18 protein-coding genes are annotated in these 21,328 nt (G+C 57.8%); 4 read left to right on the top strand and 14 right to left on the bottom strand.

Translation table 11 applies throughout. The annotated features are described in order from the left end of the window. The 5 genes from V8J85_RS19545 to V8J85_RS19525 form a co-directional block, all read right to left on the bottom strand. Nucleotides 1–180 (bottom strand): transposase (locus tag V8J85_RS19545; RefSeq protein WP_339955467.1); only part of this gene is annotated, 180 nt, incomplete at its 3' end. 37 nt (nt 181–217) lie between these two features. Then, nucleotides 218–1,021, bottom strand: a complete 804-nt coding sequence (locus tag V8J85_RS19540; RefSeq protein WP_339955466.1) for a UPF0280 family protein — start codon at nt 1,019–1,021, stop codon at nt 218–220. Continuing rightward, nucleotides 1,018–2,454 carry a 6-hydroxynicotinate reductase gene (locus V8J85_RS19535; RefSeq protein ID WP_339955465.1) on the bottom strand — a complete coding sequence of 479 codons (1,437 nt, stop codon included), beginning with the start codon at nt 2,452–2,454 and terminating at the stop codon, nt 1,018–1,020. The genes V8J85_RS19540 and V8J85_RS19535 overlap by 4 nt, the downstream gene beginning before the upstream one ends. Beyond that, nucleotides 2,451–5,168 carry a molybdopterin-dependent oxidoreductase gene (locus V8J85_RS19530; protein WP_339955464.1) on the bottom strand — a complete coding sequence of 906 codons (2,718 nt, stop codon included), beginning with the start codon at nt 5,166–5,168 and terminating at the stop codon, nt 2,451–2,453. The genes V8J85_RS19535 and V8J85_RS19530 overlap by 4 nt, the downstream gene beginning before the upstream one ends. Then, nucleotides 5,165–5,995, bottom strand: coding sequence for an FAD binding domain-containing protein (locus V8J85_RS19525; RefSeq protein WP_339955463.1), 831 nt, complete (start codon nt 5,993–5,995; stop codon nt 5,165–5,167). Before V8J85_RS19525 ends, V8J85_RS19530 begins: the two co-directional genes overlap by 4 nt. Before the next feature lie 71 nt (nt 5,996–6,066). Between V8J85_RS19525 and V8J85_RS19520 the strand changes: the two genes are divergently transcribed. Beyond that, nucleotides 6,067–6,498: a MarR family winged helix-turn-helix transcriptional regulator gene (locus tag V8J85_RS19520; RefSeq protein ID WP_339955462.1), complete on the top strand. Its 432-nt coding sequence runs from the start codon at nt 6,067–6,069 to the stop codon at nt 6,496–6,498. Here the strand turns inward: V8J85_RS19520 and V8J85_RS19515 are convergent. The 6 genes from V8J85_RS19515 to V8J85_RS19490 form a co-directional block, all read right to left on the bottom strand. Further along, nucleotides 6,495–7,193, bottom strand: coding sequence for an ABC transporter ATP-binding protein (locus V8J85_RS19515; protein ID WP_339955461.1), 699 nt, complete (start codon nt 7,191–7,193; stop codon nt 6,495–6,497). The two genes, V8J85_RS19520 and V8J85_RS19515, sit on opposite strands and share 4 nt — an antisense overlap. Further along, a complete protein-coding gene (locus tag V8J85_RS19510; RefSeq protein WP_339955460.1) occupies nt 7,190–7,882 on the bottom strand; it encodes an ABC transporter ATP-binding protein in 693 nt (230 codons plus the stop codon). Before V8J85_RS19510 ends, V8J85_RS19515 begins: the two co-directional genes overlap by 4 nt. Continuing rightward, nucleotides 7,879–8,823, bottom strand: a complete 945-nt coding sequence (locus V8J85_RS19505) for a branched-chain amino acid ABC transporter permease (protein WP_339955459.1) — start codon at nt 8,821–8,823, stop codon at nt 7,879–7,881. Before V8J85_RS19505 ends, V8J85_RS19510 begins: the two co-directional genes overlap by 4 nt. Then, nucleotides 8,820–9,746 carry a branched-chain amino acid ABC transporter permease gene (locus V8J85_RS19500; RefSeq protein WP_339955458.1) on the bottom strand — a complete coding sequence of 309 codons (927 nt, stop codon included), beginning with the start codon at nt 9,744–9,746 and terminating at the stop codon, nt 8,820–8,822. Before V8J85_RS19500 ends, V8J85_RS19505 begins: the two co-directional genes overlap by 4 nt. Nucleotides 9,747–9,801: 55 nt before the next feature. Continuing rightward, nucleotides 9,802–11,082, bottom strand: a complete 1,281-nt coding sequence (locus tag V8J85_RS19495) for an ABC transporter substrate-binding protein (protein ID WP_339955457.1) — start codon at nt 11,080–11,082, stop codon at nt 9,802–9,804. Nucleotides 11,083–11,188: 106 nt separating this feature from the next. Then, nucleotides 11,189–12,565, bottom strand: a complete 1,377-nt coding sequence (locus tag V8J85_RS19490) for a hypothetical protein (RefSeq protein ID WP_339955456.1) — start codon at nt 12,563–12,565, stop codon at nt 11,189–11,191. Between the two features lie 29 nt (nt 12,566–12,594). Between V8J85_RS19490 and V8J85_RS19485 the strand changes: the two genes are divergently transcribed. Genes V8J85_RS19485 through V8J85_RS19475 form a run of 3 tightly spaced genes read left to right on the top strand, consistent with a single transcriptional unit; the run spans nt 12,595 to nt 17,102 of the window. Then, nucleotides 12,595–13,356 (top strand): hypothetical protein, encoded by a 762-nt coding sequence (locus V8J85_RS19485; protein WP_339955455.1) that lies wholly within the window; start codon nt 12,595–12,597, stop codon nt 13,354–13,356. Nucleotides 13,357–13,413: 57 nt separating this feature from the next. Then, complete coding sequence (locus V8J85_RS19480; RefSeq protein WP_339955454.1) at nt 13,414–15,459, top strand: hydantoinase/oxoprolinase family protein; 2,046 nt, start codon at nt 13,414–13,416, stop codon at nt 15,457–15,459. Next, a complete protein-coding gene (locus V8J85_RS19475; RefSeq protein WP_339955453.1) occupies nt 15,456–17,102 on the top strand; it encodes a hydantoinase B/oxoprolinase family protein in 1,647 nt (548 codons plus the stop codon). The genes V8J85_RS19480 and V8J85_RS19475 overlap by 4 nt, the downstream gene beginning before the upstream one ends. Nucleotides 17,103–17,177: 75 nt before the next feature. Here V8J85_RS19475 and V8J85_RS19470 read toward each other — a convergent pair whose 3' ends face one another. The 3 genes from V8J85_RS19470 to V8J85_RS19460 form a co-directional block, all read right to left on the bottom strand. After that, nucleotides 17,178–17,390, bottom strand: coding sequence for a hypothetical protein (locus tag V8J85_RS19470; protein WP_339955452.1), 213 nt, complete (start codon nt 17,388–17,390; stop codon nt 17,178–17,180). A gap of 42 nt (nt 17,391–17,432) precedes the next feature. Beyond that, nucleotides 17,433–18,722: an OmpA family protein gene (locus V8J85_RS19465; RefSeq protein WP_339955451.1), complete on the bottom strand. Its 1,290-nt coding sequence runs from the start codon at nt 18,720–18,722 to the stop codon at nt 17,433–17,435. Between the two features lie 201 nt (nt 18,723–18,923). Continuing rightward, nucleotides 18,924–20,621 (bottom strand): phosphate ABC transporter substrate-binding/OmpA family protein, encoded by a 1,698-nt coding sequence (locus V8J85_RS19460; RefSeq protein WP_339955450.1) that lies wholly within the window; start codon nt 20,619–20,621, stop codon nt 18,924–18,926. Between the last annotated feature and the right edge of the window lie 707 nt (nt 20,622–21,328).

The following is a 21,328-nucleotide window of genomic DNA, read 5'->3' as shown; positions in this document are numbered from 1 at the left end:
GGCTTCATGGTCGACGTCGGACTTCTTGGGAGCCGGATCCCCGAACAGCTTCATCCACTTGTACAGAGAGTGAGTGCTCACACCCAAGCGTCGGGAAACTTCCCGAACCGGATAGCCCCGCACAGTGATCTGATGCACCGCATCCCGCTTGAAATCGTCGCTGTAATTGCTTGTCCCCATGTCGGCCTCCTCGCCTCAAAGTTAGGGGGCAAAGCGTCTACAAATCTAGGGGCACCTCATTGGTCTGCCCTTGCAGGGACAGAATGGCTTGGAGGATGTGGCCCCGGTTCATCATGTTTTGTGCGACCTTGGCACCGCCGCTCAGGGCCTTTGCAATGTCCGCAGCGGGCAGTGGGCCGACATCTGTTGTCACCAACCGCTCACCCAAGTCGCTGTCTGGGCTGAGGGCGCTGGCAGGTTGGCGAGATACCGCGGGATGGCCGGGCACATCCACCGCATTGGCGATCAGGGTTGCGGCGACATCGGCGGTGGCGGCGGTGCGGGCCAACACGGTGACGGCATCTGCGATCCCCAATGAATGACTCCGCCCGCGCCAGCCAGATGTGGCGATACCGCGCGCCGATTCTTCGGCGGTGATGGTGATGTCGGCGGTCGGACTGCGGGCGTTAAAGCTGCGCTGCCCGCTCAAGTGCAGCGCAATATCACCGCCGTTGTTGACATAGGCCTTTGGTGGGACGTGATCTGTGATCATCGCGGCCAAAACCTCATCCGCGACGGCACCTGCGACGGCCGCCATCGGGGTGACAAAGACGCCGCCGTGCGGTGCGACCGCCTGCGCCATCCGCCGCGCAATGGGGTCGCTGAAACGGGTGTTTTGCAAAGGTTGACGCAAATCGGACAGTTCAGCCACCAATCCCTGCAGGACTGTTGCGAACCGTTCACAGGCCGCGCGGTAACATGCGTTGCGTTTTGAGCCTTCGACGCCGATGATCAGGTCAATCGGCCCGTGGTGCAGATGCAACCGGCAATCCGGCAAAAGCGCGTGTTGCGGGGCTGTCATCGCTCTGCCGTCCCCACAATCCGCGCGTCGGCCCCATATTCGCCGCCAGTTTCGAGGACATCTGAAAGAGTGCGAATGACCGTGCTGTGCCCGCCAAGTGCCTCGTAAGCCGCACGGTCAACCGTGAATTCCAATGGTGCCACCAGCGCGGGCGTCGGGACATAACCAAATGCGCCATCGGGCACATCGGTGACATCCACCATCACGGTGATACCCCCGCCCGGCCAACGATAGACCGGCGCACCACCGATCGTGACCTTGGTTTGTGCGGCCTTGACGGAGTTGGTGAGCTTGACCGGGTTTTCGGTCACCCCAGACCGCAACGAGCCGCCGGCGCCACCCATAAACAGCACTGTACAAAGTGCCGGTTCACAGTTTTGCGCGATGAGATCGACAGAAGGCTGCAGGGCTTGTGGCATTGGTGCTGCGTCAGGTTCCAAAGCGTCATTAAGCACGAAATACGCCGCATGATCGCCAGTCGTCGACACCATTAGCAGCCTCAAACCCGGTTTGGCCCCTTTGTCCGCGCGCCATTCACCTAAGATAGTCAACGGGTCTTCGATATTTGTGCCGCCCCAGCCTTGGCCGGGTTCTGCAACCTTGAAGTAGCGCCCCGGGGTCGACCGATGCCCCTTGATGCGAATGCCGGTGTCGGGCCAGTCGATGACCTTGCCAGCCTGATGTTCAGACACCACGCCGGTGATGTGGTCATCGACGACCACGACCTCATCCACCAGCCCCTTCCATTGTGACGCGAACATTCCGATTGTGGCTGAGCCACAACCGACGCGCATCCGGTCTTCGCGAACCCCATCAACAATCGGCGCTTGGCCTGCTTGCACCACAACAGTCGAGCCGCCATCCACGGTGAGTTCTACCGCTTCCTTGTTGCAGAGCTGCAGCAGGGCATCACAGGTCGTGCGCCCTTCGGCCTTGGACCCACCCGTCAGATGATCAACCCCGCCCAGCGACAGCATTTGTGACCCGTATTCAGAGGTCATCACATGGCCGATTGCCTCACCCTCCGCCCGTACGGTTGCGGCCTCTGCCCCTAAATGGCGGTCGGTGTCGATTTTTACCTTGACCCCGCAGTAGGAAAAAATCGCCTCGGTCACGACGGTCACGCAATCAACCCCCGCAATTTCGCGGCTGACGATGAAGGGGGCGGGTTTATAGTCGGGATAGGTCGTTCCGGCGCCGATGGCCGAGACGGTCACATCGTCGCCTGTCGCAGTGTATCCATCCCAGTTCGCGGCCAAAAACGGTTTGATCTCGTCACCTTTGGCGATGCGCCGATCAAGGATGGTCAGCGGGTCGCAGCGAATGATCTGCCCACCCGCATTGGCGTAGCGGTCACAAGCCCCTGTCTTGCCGTCTGCGATATAGCACATGACAGGACAGGCATCGCAGCGGATTTTCGCAGGCCTGGTCATTGCGCGTCTTTCATCGCGGCCAGAACGCGGTGGGGGAGTGCGGGCAATTTAGTAATCTTCGCGCCACAGGCATCCCGGATCGCGTTCAGAATAGCAGGGGCCGTGGGGATCAAGACGTGTTCACCCAGACCCTTCGCACCCATCGGCCCCTCTGGATCGGGTTTTTCGATCAGGATGGAGGTGACGGGCGGCATATCCCCGATCGTGGGAATCAGGTAATTGTGCAAGTCTTCGGTCTGGCCCGGCAGGTATTCCTCCATCAGGGCCAGCCCCAAACCCTGGGCGATCCCGCCCTCTATCTGCCCTTCGGCCAAGCGCGGGTTGATGACACGGCCCACATCATGTGCTGCCGTGATATGCAGCACCTTGGTGGTGCCCAGCTTTAGGTCGACCTCGACCTCTGCGATCTGCGCGCCGTAACCGTAAACCGCATAGGGCGTGCCTTGGCCGTTTTCATCCAACGTGCTGGTCGGTGGATCGTAGGTTTCCTCGGCGGACAGCACATAGCCGTGGGCGTCGCGTGGCAGGGTGGCCAGCACAATGGTGCGTTCTTCACTGCCTTGCTGAACCGTGAGCGTTCCATCACCCAATTTCAGCGCCGTTGTATCGCTCAGGTTCGTTTGCCGCAGGATCGCCGCCTTCAGCGCCCGCCCTGCGGCCTCAGCCGCGCGACCTGTGATGAACGTCTGGCGCGAGGCGGATGTTTTGCCGCAATCGGGTGTCAGGGCGGTGTCGGGGCCAACCAATTCAATCGTCGCGATGTCGATACCCAACGCATCAGCCGCGATCTGCGTGATCACGGTGTTCGCGCCTTGCCCGATATCGGTCGCCCCTTGATGCAGCCGTAGCCGCCCCTCAGCCGTGATCCCAAAACGGATGGTCGATGGGTTCGGCAATGCGGTATTGCCACAGCCATACCAGCAGGATGCGATGCCGATGCCCCGCTTTCGGGTGGTGGCGGTCGCATTGAAACCCGCCGCATCCGCCTTGGCCCGATCCCAATGTACGGCAAGGGCATCAAGGCATTCTTCCATCCCCACCGCTTGCAACACCTGTCCCGATGGCGTTTTGTCACCGTCGCACAGCACATTGCGGCGGCGGAATGCAAGCCGGTCCAACCCGCATTTCATGGCGAGTTCGTCATAAAGTAGTTCTTGCGCAATCGCGGCCTGCGGCACGCCAAATCCGCGAAACGCGCCTGCCGTCGGGCCATTGCTATGCACGGCCCGGCTGGTCGCGCGATAGTTGGGCGTCAGATACGGGCCAGATGCATGAACCGGGACTCTTGTTGCGACGGTCGGTCCCCAGCTTGCATAGGCACCGGTGTTGAAATCACCGTGAAAGATCATCCCGGTGATGCGCCCATCTGCATCCGCGCCAATGGTCGCCTCCATCGTGCCGGGGTGCCGTTTGGTGGTCGTGCGCATGGACTCCGTGCGGCTGAAGACCATCGTGCAGGGTTGGCTAGATTTGAGTACGGCAAGGCCCAGAAGTGGCTGCAAGCTGACGTCCAGTTTTGCACCAAAACCGCCTCCGGCCGCTGACGGAATGATGCGGACCTTGTCCACTGACAGGCCCAACACCTTGGCAGTGTCTTCCTGATCCATCACCGGTGCCTGGGTGCAGGCTTGAATGACGATGGTGTCGCCATCCATCCAGGCCGAACCAGCTTCGGGTTCGATATAGGCGTGCTCGACATAAGACGTCTCAAAGCGCCCGGTCGCGGTAAAGGCAGCCTTGGCCAGTGCATCGTCAGGCGTGCCGCAACTCACGTTGCCCCGGATAAGCGTGTTTTCTGGTCGGTCGTGGTGGAGTTGAGCGGCGTTTTTGGCAGCCCCCTCTGCCGCCGTCAGGCTATGGGGTTTCGGTGTCCATGTGACAGGAAAATCGGAGAGATCCAACGCTTCGATTATGGCGGGCAGGCCTAAGACAAGTGCAACAGGTTCGCCCAGATAGCGTGTATGCGTTTCAGCCAATGCAGGCTGATCGGCCAGTGGCGGGATGACCCCATAGCGGTTTTGTCCGTTGATATCGGCGGCGGTGACAACGTGCGCGACGTCGTTTGTCTTGGCCCAGGATTCTACATCGCCCAAAGCAAATGCTGCATGATAATGCGGCGATCGCACCGCCCGCACCAAGAGCGCGCCGTCAGGGACGTAATCAGCCCCGAAAACTTCCGTGCCATCGACCTTGGGCCGCCCATCGAGGCGCCGGATCGGTTGACCAACAGATGCGCCCGGCAGTGGAGTTACGGTAGCAGACGGCGCATTTGCCGCCATAACTGCCGCGATGATCTTGCGGTACCCGGTGCAGCGACACAGAACTCCCGCCAAGGCTTCTTGCACTTGATCCTCAGAAGGCGCGGGCACCACCCGCAGCAATTCCATCGCGGCCATCATCACGCCCGGTGTGCAGATGCCACATTGCGCCGCGCCGTGATCCAAAAACGCTTCTTGCAAACGTTGCGACAGTCCAGCATCAGCCGTTTCCAACGTTTCGATCTGCCGCCCATCGGCCTGCACAACGGGGGTCAGGCAGGCGCAATGTTGTGCGCCGTCAATCAGCACGGTGCAAGCGCCACAATCCCCTGCGTCACACCCGACTTTGACACTTTTGAGGTTCAGGTCTTCACGCAAGACCTCTGACAGGCGACGCGCCGGATGTGCCACGATCTGGCGGATCTTGCCATCTATCCGGAGCGTGATTTCAGTCATGCCAGCGCCGCCACCGTGCGCCGCAGCAATTCCGCCGCGCTGATGTGGCGATAGCCGGCATCGGCGCGGACATCGTCGATGGGAGCAATCGCAGCGGCGACCATGTCGTCAGTGATCAACTCCGCACTAGGCGGCTTGCCCAGGATAGCCGCTTCTGCCAGCGGTACGCGGGTCGCGACCGGTCCACAAGAACCAATGGCGAGGGCCGCTTGCGTGACCAGTCCATCCGTAACGGTGATCCGTGCTGCGGTCATCGCGACCGAAATGATCAAATAGGTGCGCGCGCCAAGTTTCGAGAAGTTCCCGACACCGGCCAGAGACGCCTTTGGAATAAGAATGGCGGTCACCATCTCCCCGCTCTGCAAGGTAGTTTGTCGCGGCCCGACGACGAAGGTATTCAACGCAACAACCCGCATACCGGTAGCGCCACGCACTTCGATTTGCGCATCAAGCGTCAACAAAGGCGGCACACCGTCCGCGGCGGGCGATGCATTGCACAGATTGCCTGCAATCGTGCCGCGGTTTTGAATTTGCATCGCACCAACCTCACGCGCAGCGAGCTTTAGCCCATTCATGGCAGGCGGAAGATCGGCACGGATGATATCTGTCCAGGTGGTCGCTGCCCCTATACGCAACCCATCCTTGCCGCCCGTCACACCGCGCAGTTCAGCGATGCTGGTAATGTCCAACATGGGGCCTTCCAACTGCTTGCGTTTTGTCGCAGGAAACAGATCGGTGCAACCCGCAGCGATCTGCCAGCCGCCTGTTGCAAGTATATCAAGAGCACCCTGCAAACTGTCGGGGCGTTGATACGAATGGCTGTCCATCGGTGCCTTACAGGTTGTTGGTATACAAGCAGATGTTGCGGGAGGCCGTGCAAACTGTCAATGCTTTGAAGATGAGCGATGACGTACTCAAGACTGACGCATATGACCTGTCCGATCAGGTCGGTTTTAATCTGCGTCGGGTGAACCAGCGTCATGTGGCGATCTTTGCCAAACATGTCGATGGGTTGACGCCAATGCAGTTTGCAGCGCTGGCCCGGCTCTCAGAATGTGGCGCGGTGTCCCAGAATAAACTGGGGCGACTGACAGCAATGGACTCAGCAACAATCAAAGGCGTCGTCGAGCGGTTGCGGATCAAGGGGCTGGTGACATCGCGCCCTGATCAGGTTGATCAGCGGCTGCACCTGATTGATCTGACACCGGATGGCAAAAATGCTTTTGTTATCGCACGTGCACAGGCGCTCGCCGCCAGAGCCGAAACGGTCGCACCATTGACCGCAGATGAAACCCGCACGCTTGAGGCATTGCTGGCCAAACTGGTTTAGACTCCAACGTATTTCTGTAAAAGACCTTCATCGTCACGCAAGGCTTGCGCCGTGACGACCTCGCGCCCTAGCCCATTTTCGATGAATGCCACCCGGTCTGCCAACGTCAGTACCGCCTCGATCCGTTGTTCCACCAGGATCACAGCCTTACCTTCATCGCGCATGCTGCGTACTGTGTCCGCGATCAATGCAATCATCGATGGTTGCAGGCCCTCGGTCGGCTCGTCCAGCATCAGCACAGATGGTTCCAGACAAAGCGCGCGCGCGGTGGCCAGCATCTGTTGTTCGCCGCCCGACAGGGTTTCAGCCCGCTGATCCAATCTTTCGCGCAAGCGTGGGAACATATCCAATACACGCTCTCTTGTGGCTTGGCCCTTGCCGCGCGTCATCAGGCCAACCTGAATATTTTCCGCCACGGTTAGTTCCTTGAACAGCCGCCGTCCCTGCGGGACATAGGCCATGCCTGCTTTGGGGACCTGATGTGCGGGCAGCGTGCTGATCGGCGTGCCGTCCAGCGTGATTGTGCCAGAACTCAGCGGCAACAGCCCCATGATCGCTTTGAGTGTCGTTGTCTTGCCGGCCCCGTTGCGCCCCAGCAGGCATAGGATTTCACCCGGTCTCGCCTCGAGCGACAAGTCATAGAGAACCTGAACCGGGCCATAGCCCGTGCTTACACCATCCAATTTCAGCGTCATGATGTCCCCAGATAGGCGTTTTGCACGTCGCGGTTTGCTTGGATGTCTGCTGGGGTGCCGGTCGCAAGGACACGGCCCATATCCAATACCGTAATCCTGTCTGCCAGTGCCATCACGACGCTCATGTTATGTTCGATCAGCAGGATGGTCGTCTCCCCCGCCAACCTCTTGATCAGGTCGTTGAAGTCCGCGATTTCACTTTCAGCCAGCCCCTGCGTCGGTTCATCCAGGATCAGTAAGCGTGGGGACTGGGCAACGCCCATCGCGATTTCCAGCAGGCGCTGATGGCCATAGGACTGGTCACCCGCGATCTGCCCGGCGCGATCTGCCAACCCGACACGGTCAAGAGCCATCAGAATACCAGCCTGATCCTGCGACCCCATCGCCATCGCGATGTTTTGCGCAAGGCTCAGTTTTGCATAGATCGCCGTGATCTGGAAAGTATAGGCCATGCCCGCGCGAATACGTTGATGCGCAGGGGCGGCGGTGATGTTGCGACCATCAAACCAGACCTCACCAGAACTGGCGGGAATACGACCCGAAACCATACCGACAAAGGTGCTTTTTCCGGCACCATTGGGGCCGATAAGCGCATGCACCTCGCCTGTGTTTAGTGCAAAGTCCACCCCATCGACTGCATGCAGACCGCCGAAGATGCGGGTCAGTGATTTGGTTTCAAGCAGGGTCATGGCAACCATGGCACCCAGCGTTTGCGAATTTCACCGACGATTCCTGCACGTGCAAATAGGGTCAACAAGACCAGTGTCGCGCCCGCCACCAGCATGTAGGCACTGGTGATCCCGCTGGCATAGTCGATCAGGTAGAACATGAAGGCCACGCCAATCAGCGGCCCGATCGTCGTGCCCATACCGCCCAAAAGTACCCAAAGCAGCGGCAGGATTGAATATTGCACGGTCGCAAAGGTTGATCCGACATACCCGAACAAGACCGCGTAAGCAGCACCCGCAGCGCCCGAGATGACACCCGATATCACGACCGCTGCCAATTTGTGCTGGAACACGTCATAGCCCAGCATCGTGGTGCGTTCCTCATTCTCGCGCACACCGATCAGGACCCGCCCAAAGCGGCGCTGCATCATCCATGCCGTCAAAAGCAAAGCTGTACCAAAAAGGGTCAGCGCCACAAAGAACCGTGTCGTAGGCTCGGTAAGGGGATACCCGGCGATCTGGCGGCTGGCTTGCGAGATGACGAACCCTTCGTCCCCACCTGTCCATGCGCCAAAGTAGAGCGAGGTCAGATAGACCGTCTGCGCGAACATCAGCGTCACGATCATGAAAGCGACGCCAATCGTGCGCAGCGCCAACAGGCCCACAACAATCGATAACATCGCTGCTACGACCAAACCCAACACAAAGGCAGGAATGACGGACCAGCCAGCCAAATGCATGATCATCCCGCAGCCATACATACCAGCGGCAAAGAACATCGCATGCCCCAGGCTCAATAGGCCCGTATAGCCGAACAGCACGTTATATCCGACAGCATAGGTCGCCAGTACCAGAATGCGGGATAGATTGCCCTGATGATAAGTCGGTAGCATCAGCCCCAATACAATCAGGATGGCGATCAGCCCCAAATGCAGGGCGACGGATCGGGCACCAAGGCTCATGCCATCTTCTTTCCGAACAGCCCCTGCGGGCGGAAGACCAACACAAGGGCCACAAGAAGTGTCGCGATGATCTTTGATAGGGTTGGACTGAAAAACACCGAAATGATGCCGTCTGACATGCCTACCAGCAACGCGGCTACAATGGTGCCGCGCACCGATCCAAGCCCGCCGATGATCACGACAATGAAGCTCAGCAGTAACGGATCGCCACCCATCAGATAATGTGCCTGCTGGATCGGCACGATCAGGACAGCCGCCAGAGCGGCCAGCGCCGCGCCAAAGCCAAAGACGATGGAATAAACACGTTGCACCGGAATACCAAAGGCCTGCGCAGTCTCGCGGTCCATCTGCGTGGCACGCATGATCAGCCCGGCCTTTGTCCGCGACATGACCAGCCAGAAGGCTAGCAAAATGCCGATGGCTGCAACAATCACAAACAGCTTATAGCTGGTGATGCTCAGCCCCCACGGATAGAAAAACGCCAACCCGTTTTCGCCCCATTCCAGCCACGGCAATGCGATGCGATGGTTAAAAGGCGGCTCGACCGGACGCGCCTCTGGCCCATAGATCATCAGTGCGGATTGTTGCAGGATATAGAGGACGCCGATCGTGCCGACGATCGTCGCCTCGGGGTCATATTCGACCTGTTTCAGTATCAGCCGGTCCACCACGATTGCGATACCACCGGCCACAAGGGGCGCGATCACCAAAGCAGCCAGAAAACCAATGGCTGGATGCCCTGCAACGGATGTGGCGACAAACCAAGCCACAACCGCGCCCACCATGAAAAACTCGCCATGGGCGACATTGACAACACGCATGACCCCAAAGACCAAAGACAGCCCAAGGGCCGTCAATGCCAATACAGAAGCGCCAACTGCGCCTTCCAAAACGGCGAGAAGGAGATGGGGTCCGAAATCCATTGAGGCCTGCGAGCAGACAGGTCGGGCAAATCAGGGCCCGACCTGCGCGTTAAGTTCAGAACGATTGTGTCGTGTAATCGACCGCGTCAGGATAGAACGTGTCTTCAATCGATGTGGTGTGCACCTTGACCAGGCGCCCGCTTTCGACACGGCTAATGTATTGCTGACCGAATACCTGGTGGGTCTTGCCGTTGAACAGTTTTGGCCCCTGGGGGTGCAGATCGCTTTCAGGCATATCCGTCATTGCTTCGACCGCTTCGATCAATTTTTGACGGTCTGCAGTGCTTTGATAATCAGCGGCTTCCATGCCGGCCTTGATAATATGCAGCGTTTCCCAGCACCCAAACATATGGGCATAGGTCGATACATCGCTTGGGTCAGAGAGTGACGCACCATTATCATCCACGCCAACGGCAGCACGGAAATTTTTGTCATATGATGTCTGATCGGCCTGTGCGTAACGTGGATTGCCTTCCCAGAAATATGTGCCTTCAAGGAATTCCAGACCTGGTGCAGCCATATCAACAGCTTCGAGCGAGTCAATGAACCCAAAGATTGCAGGGCTAGAGGCCCCAAAAAATTCGCCTAGCTCTTTTGCGAAGGTCAGCACCGCGGGGCCGACCATTACATGATACAAAACCTCGGTGTCACGTGGGATTTTGGGGAAGTATTTGGTGAACGACGTTTCGGCAGGTGATATCGGGATCAACTCAAGCACCTCACCACCCTGCGCCTCGATCGCGGCTGAGAAGTAATCGCGGTGATCATGACCGAAAGCAAAATCTGGATAGATCATCGTGATCTTCTTTCCCAGATTTTTTGCCACATATGGCGCCATAGCCTGCACCTGGCTGCGCACATCCGTGATGCCCGGCTGCAAGGTATAGCGGTTCAGTGCCCCTGACGCCACATGATGTCCTTCGGACACGACGAAATAGGGCAGCTTTTGTTCGCCTGCTGCCGGGGCTGATCCGATCACCACATTACTGAACAGCGTACCGAATGCCACGTCGCAGTTGTGCTGATTGGCGAATTTTTCAACAACTTCGGCCCCGCGCCGGGCATCGGTACCATCATCTTCGGCGATGATTTCGATCGGGCGGCCATTGATGCCACCAGCGTCGTTGATCATCTTGACGGCCGCATCAGTGGTGCGCCCATACCAGCGTCCGTAGGCAGCCCCGATGCCGGTGGAATGTTGCTGAAAGCCGATCTTGATCGGCTCGGACGATTGCGCACCTGCGAAACGGCCCAGCAAAGGGGATGCTGCCAAAAGGCACCCGGCGCTTGCGGATTTCAACAAGTTCCGACGTGTGGTTTTCATTTGATTGTTCATTGCAACTCTCCCTAGCGGTGGGGCTTTAGCACGTAACCGGGCTCAATTACGTATACATTTTGTTTGTATGCATGTGTTTGTCCAGCGATTTCTCCGAAACATTGGGTCAAGCGCCGCGTGGTGCGGCTAAAAGCCAAAGCCCGAGGAATGTATAGGCGATCATAAAAACTGATAGCGGAAGTGTGGCAATGGCAGCACGGCGGTGACCGCCAAAGAGATCCGTGGCGAGCCGATGCGCCAGCAGGACCGACCAGACGTGGCCCAACACCACAAGCCCCGCCTGCGTTATCCAGATCAGCCGTACGGTGTCGATGCGGTTAAAGAAACCCGTCGTCACGCGAAATGGCTCAAGCCCCAGCCAATCGTCCCCGCGCGCAAAAGGATCACTAAGCGCCGCGACCGTATATTGGATGCTGACCAGGAACGACGGTAAATAATGTGCGATGTGATAGACCAACGCGATGGGCAGGACACTCAGGCCCAGGGTGCTGAATGCCTTGCTGAATGGCACTTTCGCGCGGATCAGAACCACACCCAGCCAAACTACCAGCGCAAAAACAGCGATCAGGCCAATGATTGAGCCCAGCAACCCCATGACCGTCACGCCGATCACGGCAGAGCGACCGGGAAATTCCAAAGGGTTTACACCAATAGTGCCCAGCCACCAGAAGGTCTCATTCAGCCCGTCAAAGCTGCCGACACCCAGGAAGGTCAATGCGAACAGGCCCGCCGCTGGCAAAGGGGCCATCTTAACGATCTGCCAGCCCGGTCCCCCAATTCCCGCTGGCATGTGCGATCGGACGGCAGACAGACTTGCCAATGCCGCAAACAAGGCATGACCCAGTTCGACACTTCGTAACCACGGTCGGCCAAATACGCTCATCCCGAGAAAGATGATCGTCCAGTAGCCCAGTACGATTTGGGCCAGCCGTATTGGATCATCTGGTGCTGGATCGGCAAGCAAAAAGGCCGCAAAAGCGATCAACATGCCCGTTGCAGGCCAAAGGCCCAACCAATCTGGTAACCGAAAAACCGGTTTTGTCAGGCCAAGCACCGCTGCGAGGCCCGTCCAGGGGTTGATCCAGTGCCACAAGTTGCCAAAGATCGCCGAAAGACTGATCAGCGCGACCCAACCCAGCGTCCAGAATGATAGCGGCATCAAATTCGAAAGCGGGCTGCGCGGGCCGAACAGCCCAAGATACACCACGAAAATCATCGTCCCAAGTGACAGCAGGCTCGTCACCGTGGGTGCCAGACCGAATTTGCGCGGGGTCATCGTTCGCATGCCAAACATGCCATTCACGACCCGCTCTGGCACCGCAAACAGCGCCACAACGGTCAACGCCACAGCGGCAACACCAGCTGCCGTATAGGCGCCCGTAGGCAGCAAAAGCACGAACCCCTGCGCAGAGGCATGTGCGTTTGCGGCGACGGGCCAAAGCAATGCCAAGTTGACGGCAATTAGAAAGTTCCGCATCTTCATCCGGTGGGTTCTAATTGGAAAAAACAGATATGAAAGCAGGAATCCTTGCAGTTGCAGTTGCAACCCTTGGTGTTGCACTTTGGTTGGGCGATTTTTTGACGCCACCTGCGGGCGACATGCGGATCGGTGATGCCGTGGTCCATCCGGGAATGGGTGGGCAGGTCAACGCTGTGCTGACGATACAAAACGACGGCGCACCTGACGAACTCCTCTCGGTTGCCAGCCCCGACGCCCGTGTCGCCTTGCAAAATGCTGACGAAGGCCTGCCAATCCAGACGGGAGGATCATCACTTTCGATGGATGGCGCCTATATCAGCGTTTCCAGCAACGCCCCACTTGAAGATGGCGCGCTGCTTCCACTGACGCTGAGCTTTGCCAAAGCGGGCGACGTCAACATCAGTGCGCGTTACATGACACCCGAACCCGGCAGCATGGAAGCACATATGGCCATGGGCCACGCGATGATGCTGGAACCGGCCGCAGGCGAACCGATCCCCGCGATTGCGCTGACGGTCACCCCGTCCGACGCAGGCTGGACCGCGCAGATCGAAACAGAAAATTTCACCTTTGCCGAAGAATTGCAGGATAGCGGCCATGTACCGGGCACAGGCCACGGCCACATCTATGCCGGCAGCGTCAAGCTGGGGCGGGTGTTTGGCAATACCTATCGCATTGGCGCCCTGCCAAAAGGCGAACACACGATCCGCGTCAGCCTCAACACCAACAACCACCGCAGCTACGCGGTTGACGGCCAGCCTGTTGAGGCAACGGCCACCATAACGGTTGACTAGTAATACCCCTTTGCGACTTTATTAGCATACAAGTGAGTTTGCAGGGGACGAGGCCGCGTGACAAAGGGCAAGATCATCGGCGTCGACGTTGGCGGCACCTTCACCGATCTGGTGATGGTCGATACCGACAGTGGTGCGATCCGTGTTGCTAAAACGCCCACGACACTGGACAATCAGGCCTATGGGGTGCTCAACACGCTGGACGCCGCAGATATTGCCCTACCGGATGTGGGTTTAGTCGTACATGGAACGACAACCACCACCAATGCCGTCCTAGAACGCAAACTTTCCAAAACCGGGCTGATCACCACAGCGGGGTTCCGTGACGTGCTGGAACTGGGCCGTCGCACCCGCCCGCAACCCTATGGGATGACCGGGCAATTCATCCCGATCATCCCGCGCGACCTACGCCGGGAAGTACCCGAGCGGATGGATGCTGGTGGCAACGTACTGATACCGCTCGATGAAGATGCGCTGCGTATGACTGTCAGGCAACTTGCGGATCAAGGCTGTGAGGCGCTGGTCATCCACTTCCTGCACGCCTACGCCAACCCTGCACATGAAAGACGCGCCGCTGAAATTGCCGCTGAAATCTGGCCCAACAGCTACATCACCGCAGGCCACGCGCTTTTGTCCGAAACGCGCGAGTTCGAACGGGGTGTGACCGCTGCCGTGAACGCATCTGTTCAACCGCTGTTGGAACGCTATGTCGCGCGACTGCGTGATGAGTTGAAGGCAAAAGGCTATGCTGGCGATTTGCTTGTCATGAACGGCAATGGTGGCATGGTTTCATCGCATGCGGTTGCGCATGAAGCCGCGAAAACCGTGATGTCCGGCCCGGCATCCGGCGTCATGGCTGCCGCTTATACTGGTAAACGCGCGGGTGAATCAAACTTACTGACCTATGACATGGGCGGCACCTCGACCGACGTGGCATTGGTTCGCAACGGAATGCCGCCCGCGTCCAACGAGATCGAGGTCGAATACGCCATGCCCATTCATGTGCCGATGGTAGACGTGAGGACGGTAGGTGCGGGCGGCGGATCGATTGCCACGATCAACACTGCCGGATTGTTGGAGGTCGGGCCGCACAGTGCCGGTGCCGACCCCGGCCCGATCTGCTATGGTAAGGGCGGGACCGCACCAACCATTTCCGACGCGAATTTGCTGCTGGGTCGCTTGAATTCTGGTAAGCTGAACGCGGTCGCCGGTGGCGTAGGCGTCAATGATATCGCGGCAATCTTTGCTGAAAAACTGGGTAAACCCTTGGGTGTTGATGCTGCGCAGGCGGCAGAGGCTGTGATCCGCATCGCCAATGCCAAAATGGCAGGGGCAATCCGCATGGTATCTTTGTCACTTGGGGCAGACCCACGCGATTTTGCGCTTTTTGCGTTCGGAGGGGCAGGTCCACTGCATGCGGCAGCCCTTGCGCGCGAGCTTGGTGTGCCGCGTGTACTGGTCCCGGCACGCCCCGGTATGACGAACGCGCTCGGCTGCGTCGTGGCGGACCTGCGCCATGACTACGCGCAAACCGTCAATACCGCCTTGGGATCTGATGATATCAGCGTGATACACGACGCTTTCGCGCGCCAGATCGCGGCGGGTGAGGCGGCGCTTGCGCGCGAAACCATCGCGATCAAAGAGACGCGGTATGACTTTAGCGCTGACATGCAGTTCGTCGGCCAAAGCCATGTCGTACGTGTGCCATTGGACAGCCCCACACCCTCGGACGCGCTGCTGCGCGAAAGGTTCGAGGCCGTCTATTGGGATCGTTTCAAGGTTGATCTGCCCGAAATCCGGGCGCGGATCGTGACCGTGAACACCTCTGTCATTGGAGTCCGTGACCCTGTGGATTTGTCGCAACTGATCGACCCTGCGGGCCGAAACGGAACCCCTGCACCAAGCGGCCGGCGCAAAGTGATCTTTGATGGCAAGACGCACGATACGCCCGTTTATTGGCGCGACCACTTACCCATAGATGCAACACTCACCGGTCCTGCGATCGTCGAGCAGCTTGATACCACCGTCCTGATCCCGCCCGGTGACCGGGTGGAGGGCGGGGTCGATGGCAACCTCACCATCCATATCGGGGCTGCGGCATGAGCATTGATCCCATCACCCTTTCGGTCATCCAGGCCGGGCTGCAACAGGTCTGTGATGAGATGGACCTGAGCTTTTCGCGCGCCGCATTCTCGCCCGTTATCGCAGAGGCGAACGACCGCTCCGACGGTATCTATGCCGCTGACGATGGCGCACTGATCGCGCAAGGCGCAGGCGGTTTACCGGTTTTCGTCGGCACCATGCAGTATTCCACGCGCACCCTGATCGAGATGATTGCCGCAGGCACTGTGGCCGCGCCCCAGCCCGACGACGTCTATATCGTCAATGATCCCTATTTGGGCGGGACACATCTGATGGATGTGCGTTTTGCGCGACCCTTCTATCGCAATGGGGAAATCTTCTGCTGGCTGTCCAATACCGGGCATTGGCCGGATACCGGTGGCGCTGTACCGGGGGGGTTCTCGGCCTCTGCCACATCCGTAGAACAAGAAGGACTGCGCCTGCCGCCTGTGCGTCTGTTCAAACAAGGCGTGATGGATCCCGAGATCTACGCCATCATATGTTCCAACATTCGTGTCGCCGACCAGCGGATTGGCGATGTAAAGGCGCAAGCCGCGGCGTTGAAAGTGGGTGAAGAGCGGTTGAACGCGCTTCTTGATCGCTATGGCGACGATATGGTGCGGGAAGCAATCGCAGAACTGCGCATCCGGGCCGAGGCGCAGATGCGGCAACTGATCGACGAAATCCCCGATGGGGCCTACACCTCGACCGCCTGGATCGACAGCGACGGGGTGGTCAACGAGCCATTGGCTATCCGGTTGCAGATCAGCAAAACGCCTGGTCACCTGCAGTTTGATTTTGCCGGCAGCAGCCCACCTTGCATGGGACCAATGAACTCGGTTCTGGCGACAACGCTGTCTTCGGTCTACTTGGCCATGCGCCATATCTTTCCCGAAGTACCGATCAGTGCCGGGGCGTTTGTACCGCTCGAGGTGATCCGGCCGACGGGCACCTTCCTTGACGCGCAATATCCTCGCCCCGTTTCGGGCTGTGCTGCCGAAGTCTCACAACGCATCGCAGAGGCGGTGTTTGCCGCACTTGTCGAGGTCCTTCCAACCCGCGTCACGGCCGCACCGGCAGGGACGAGCGGGAACTTTTCGCTTGGCGGGCATGACCCCGAAACCGGGCGGGACTTTGTGATGTATCAGCTATCCGGCGGCGGTTACGGCGGTAATTTCGATCACGACGGGCTGGCGAACGGATGTTCGACAATCGGTATCTCCAAGGCGCCACCTGTGGAAATCATGGAACAGAACTTTCCTGTCCTCTACCATCGCTACGTCCTGCGCGAAGGCTCTGGCGGGGCAGGAAAGCATCGCGGTGGGCTGGGTCTGGAATACGAGGTCGAACTGCGCCGCGGGACCGCGCGCGCAAGCTTTGTGATGGATCACGGACGGTTTGGGCCGCAGGGCGCCTTGGGTGGCGAGGATGGCGCCGTCAATGAGGTTGAAATCTTGCGTGGCGGTGAAACCTACATTCCTGAACATCTTTCCAAGGAACAGGATATCACCCTGCAACCGGGCGATCGCGTGCGCGTTCGAACACCGGGTGGGGGCGGCTACGGCGACCCTGCGGAGAGAGACGCGAAACTCTTGGAAACAGACAAACGTTTGGGACGTATTTGATGCGGCACTGTTGGAGTGACGACCCGCATCTCACCTGGCTAAACACGAAAGAGAGTGGCTCAGATATACCTGCACCTATCTGGCACGACCCGTCTTTTGCTTCAGCACTTCATTCTCTTCACGCAACCTGTCCAGGCCAGACTTGTTCTGTTCAGAGTACTTCCGCCAGAATTCCACTTCCGCTTCTGCCGCCTTTTTCATCTTCACTCTGCCAAAGCTGGACACTAACCAGCCAAGCGCAGTCCCCAGAACAAAGGTACATGCCATGAAAATGAGGACCTGGATCATAGTATTTTCCATTGATGATTAACCGCCTCTAGTCGTTCGCTACTATTGCCACTCAAATGTGATGCGCCGGTTTTCGGCACGACCTTCGATGGTGCCGTTGGATGCAATCGGGTCTTCCTCGCCATAACCCACCCCCTGCAGTGCGCTGCCGGGTATTCCGCGTGCAATCAGGAACTCAGCAACGGCATCTGCGCGAGACTGTGACAGGGTCAGATTACTTTGTGATGAACCCTTGCTGTCTGTGTGGCTACCGATCAAAAGCGAATGCCCAGAGCGCGTGCACCGTTGGACGATATCGGTGAAGCCTTCCAACGCTGCGCTTGCGTCGACGGTCATCGTTGCAGTGTCGTTTTCAAATTCCAGCTTTTGACCTGCAAAGGCAGTCAAAGACCGTTCATTGCAGAACGCCAGCGTTTGGGTCGGGGCTGCTGAGCCCACAGCTGTTTCGGCAGGTTGTGCGGCTTCGGAATCCACCGCAGCCGGTGCGACCGGCTGTGCGTTTGCGGACGCCGTCGCAATCGCCGCCGCAGCTTCGCTTTCTGCAAGGGCCAGTGCTTCAGTCGCAGCGCGCACCTCTGCGGTACGTGTTTCAAGTTCTGTTGAAAGCTGCGCAATTTGACCATTCAAAGTTGCGATTTCGGCTTCCGAACCTTCAGCCCGCGCTGTCAATTCAGATACCATACCAGCCTTTTCGTCCGCTTCTGTGATGAGCGAGGCAACACGTTGCTTTGACACGTCCAGTTCATCCTTCAGCGCGTCGACTTCGGCACGCAAAGCGATGGTTTGATCCGTTGAGTTCTGGGAAAGTGCCACTGTTTCACTTTCCAATTCTGCAATGCGGGTCGTCAGCGCTTCGACGTCAGTATTGGCCAAAGCGAGTTGTTCTTCGATTGCTTGCTTGCTTTCGCGCGCCGCAACGATCTCTTCAGTCAGAGATGCGATCATTTGGTCACTTTCGGCGACATCGCTTGCGGCAAATGCCATCTCTGCCTCGAGACTTTCGATTCGTGCCGTCAGCACGGCATTCGTTTCGCTCAGCGCACCAAGCTCGTCGGCGCTGCCCACGGCATTTGCCATCTCCGCTTGGAGATCTGCAACTTGTGCCGACAGCGTGGCATTCGTCTGGGTCAGATTGTCGATCTGACTTTTTCCGTTTTCGTTTGCAGCCTCCAGCTCAGCAAGCTGCGATTTGAGTCTTTCCGTCTCTTGCGTTTCAACGACGGACAACAACTGACCTTCGCGATCCAAGTCATCCGAGAGCGACCAAGTGGCAAACAGGAAGGTTAAGCCTGTCAGAACCACCACGCATGCAACCAAACCAATTCTGACCATTATTCTACTCTTTCTTATAGGAGCAAAGGTTTTGTGTAACTCAAGTCCTGTGCCGTTGGGGTTGTGCCTGCGTGAGGCAAAAGTGACCTATCGGGCGTATCAGCAGAACTTAAAGGACTTCGACTTTTGTTTCAGGTGATCGGTATGCCACGCACCGCCTTGCGATCGTGGCAGCATCGCACGGCATACCGTCTCTTTTGATTATTTGCGCACCCAGACTTCCACGCGGCGGTTGATCGCACGGTTATTCGCATCGGAATTGCAGACCAATGGGGCCAATTCGCTGTAAGCGCGTGTTTCGATCGAGACATTGTCGAGACGTGAACCCGCCAGTTCCGTGATCTGCTGCGTGACGGATTGCGCGCGCCGTTCTGACAGACGAAGATTGCTGCCAAAGTCACCGACATCATCTGCAAAGCCGACGATTGCGATGCTCGCGCCTTCTGGCAGGCCCTCAAGGTATTCGATCAAGCGTGCGATATCGTTCAGCTCTTTGTTACCGATTGCGGAAACACCTGTTGGGAAGCGAACGGTAGTTGAAAGTCTGTCCCACTGAGCCTTGTCGCCAGAAAGCTGATCGGCAAGACCCGATTCTGCAGCGCTCGGGTTGCGGCCAAATGCACGATCAAGCGGCGACGCAGCTTGTGGCTGCCTTTCGACCGCAAAGTTCACGAGGCCGGACCGATCGATGGCGTCGTCTACTGCGGGTGACAAGGCATATTCAAGAAAGTCTTGCGCCTCTGTCGAGAGGCTTTCAGCACGGTTGTACAGGTACAAGCGGCGTACCAGCGGATACTGCTCAGTCTTGATGTCGAACGTGTTTGCAGTCGACGTGATCCCACAAGAGCTTGAGATCCCCACACTCTTTAGGTCTTTGGCGAAAACGAGGCTGACGTATCCGATCGCGTTTGGATCGTTACGCACGCGATCGGACACGTCGACATTGGCAGCCATGTCCACATTGGCAGTTTCGACAAAGGTTACATTTGCACCAAGATCGGCACCCTCGCCGGAAAAGATCACGTTTTCAAAAGTTTCTTTTTCGACCCCGGCGGCGCGAGACAGCACGGTGATCGGGGCATCATTGCCACCAACCTGCGACCAATTCGTGATTTCACCGGCGTAAATGGCGCGTAGCTGTTCAAGCGAAAGCGCCTGGATCGGGTTGTCCGGATGCAACACCGCAGCCAGACTGTCGATGCCGATGACGGTTTCATTGTCGCTGCCGCGCAAATCGCCATTGCCGACGATACGCCGGTTTTCAGCGTTGTCTGGGCGGCGGGATGTCATGCCAAAGTCAACGGCCGAATCTGCAAGTTCGGCAAAGCCTTTTGCATCGCCACCTGAGTCGACGAACATGGTGGTGATCTCGTTAGCGTCAACGTCGACATAACGGACAAACGTCTGAAGGTCGGGCAGAACACTGTTTTGGATATCGGCGTCCAGGACAGCTGCGTAGTCTTCCAACATGGAGGGCATCAGGACAAGCCCAACTGTGTCAGATCCGGTAAAGCGCAAAGCTGCGTTCGCTTTAAGGGCCGCGACATCCACTATTTCTTCTTCCGGGGTTTCTACAGTCTCTTCTGCCGAAGCTGGGGCAACGGCCCATGTCGTTCCCTGAGGGCAGTCCGCGCCTTTGCAGATGACGTCATCGACAGGCACGCGCACGATATCCCCAGCTTCCGTAAACAAGGTGAAGAACCCGTTATCCAGGCTGAGCAGCTTCCCCGTCAAAGAGGCTGAACCATCTTTTTGGACAAGAGACGTTTCTCTTAGTTCGAGCACATTGCCAAGAGTGGCGTCATCAACGATGCTTTGTGCATAAGCCGGCATGGCCACCAGCAATGACATCGCACTGGTTAAAAACAGCGTTCGCTTACGCGGTGATATTTGGGTCATGGATTTTGCTCCAGCATAACGGGATAGCACAATTTTACGTCATGACCGCTATTAACCCAAAATCCGGCAACAATTTGTCGTCTTTGAGGTAAAAAGACTATGGAGAGATTCATCGATGTCAGCGTTAACGAAGTGGTCAGGCTTGTGAATGTTTTGTTAGGCGACCCATGAGCGCTGACCTTAGGCAGGTCCTAGACGATGTCTGTCAGCCAAAGGTTGTGAATATTGCAGTTCCGCAAACCCCATCAGAGTGATGGACGCGGTGCCCGTCCGGGATGACGCGCTGATGACAGAGCATACACGCCACGTCCGCGTGACGAACAATCTGGCGATCAGAGCCGACCCGGAATATCAAGAGCAATTCAGGGTCTTTGTCCCGTATACTCGGAAATAGCGTATGTTGGCGCTCAGTACCCTTGCCACTGCGTCCAGAGATTCACAATTTTATCCCATGCTTACCAATATAAATAGCGGTAGTGACTGCACCTAAACAACAAAAGGGGTCTGAGGTTAAATGGTGGACCTAAATGTAGATGAATTGAACCAGCTATTCAAGATTTTCGAGGAATGGGAAGCACATCTCGCTGAGGTGCCCCTAGTTTCCTAGACACCCGCCTGTTTTAGTTTGAGCTGTCTTTCTTCGAAGTCAACGGGCGACAGCATGCCGTTGTTTGTGTGCTTGCGTTTCGGATTGTAGAACATCTCGA

This window comes from Yoonia sp. 2307UL14-13 (genome assembly GCF_037572755.1).
Classification (GTDB): Bacteria; Pseudomonadota; Alphaproteobacteria; order Rhodobacterales; family Rhodobacteraceae; genus Yoonia.
Note: the sequence above shows the minus strand (reverse complement) of the source record. Positions and strands in the feature narration are given on the sequence as shown.

Excerpts from the sequence above, each read along its gene's own strand:
- V8J85_RS19490 (WP_339955456.1), bottom strand. The coding sequence starts at position 12,565 with ATGAAGATGCGGAACTTTCTAATTGCCGTCAACTTGGCATTGCTTTGG.
- V8J85_RS19540 (WP_339955466.1), bottom strand. The coding sequence starts at position 1,021 with ATGACAGCCCCGCAACACGCGCTTTTGCCGGATTGCCGGTTGCATCTG.
- V8J85_RS19470 (WP_339955452.1), bottom strand. The coding sequence starts at position 17,390 with ATGATCCAGGTCCTCATTTTCATGGCATGTACCTTTGTTCTGGGGACT.
- V8J85_RS19475 (WP_339955453.1), top strand. The coding sequence starts at position 15,456 with ATGAGCATTGATCCCATCACCCTTTCGGTCATCCAGGCCGGGCTGCAA.
- V8J85_RS19505 (WP_339955459.1), bottom strand. The coding sequence starts at position 8,823 with ATGAGCCTTGGTGCCCGATCCGTCGCCCTGCATTTGGGGCTGATCGCC.
- V8J85_RS19465 (WP_339955451.1), bottom strand. The coding sequence starts at position 18,722 with ATGGTCAGAATTGGTTTGGTTGCATGCGTGGTGGTTCTGACAGGCTTA.
- V8J85_RS19460 (WP_339955450.1), bottom strand. The coding sequence starts at position 20,621 with ATGACCCAAATATCACCGCGTAAGCGAACGCTGTTTTTAACCAGTGCG.
- V8J85_RS19515 (WP_339955461.1), bottom strand. The coding sequence starts at position 7,193 with ATGACGCTGAAATTGGATGGTGTAAGCACGGGCTATGGCCCGGTTCAG.
- V8J85_RS19495 (WP_339955457.1), bottom strand. The coding sequence starts at position 11,082 with ATGAACAATCAAATGAAAACCACACGTCGGAACTTGTTGAAATCCGCA.
- V8J85_RS19535 (WP_339955465.1), bottom strand. The coding sequence starts at position 2,454 with ATGACCAGGCCTGCGAAAATCCGCTGCGATGCCTGTCCTGTCATGTGC.
- V8J85_RS19485 (WP_339955455.1), top strand. The coding sequence starts at position 12,595 with ATGAAAGCAGGAATCCTTGCAGTTGCAGTTGCAACCCTTGGTGTTGCA.
- V8J85_RS19500 (WP_339955458.1), bottom strand. The coding sequence starts at position 9,746 with ATGGATTTCGGACCCCATCTCCTTCTCGCCGTTTTGGAAGGCGCAGTT.
- V8J85_RS19530 (WP_339955464.1), bottom strand. The coding sequence starts at position 5,168 with ATGACTGAAATCACGCTCCGGATAGATGGCAAGATCCGCCAGATCGTG.
- V8J85_RS19510 (WP_339955460.1), bottom strand. The coding sequence starts at position 7,882 with ATGACCCTGCTTGAAACCAAATCACTGACCCGCATCTTCGGCGGTCTG.
- V8J85_RS19525 (WP_339955463.1), bottom strand. The coding sequence starts at position 5,995 with ATGGACAGCCATTCGTATCAACGCCCCGACAGTTTGCAGGGTGCTCTT.
- V8J85_RS19520 (WP_339955462.1), top strand. The coding sequence starts at position 6,067 with ATGAGCGATGACGTACTCAAGACTGACGCATATGACCTGTCCGATCAG.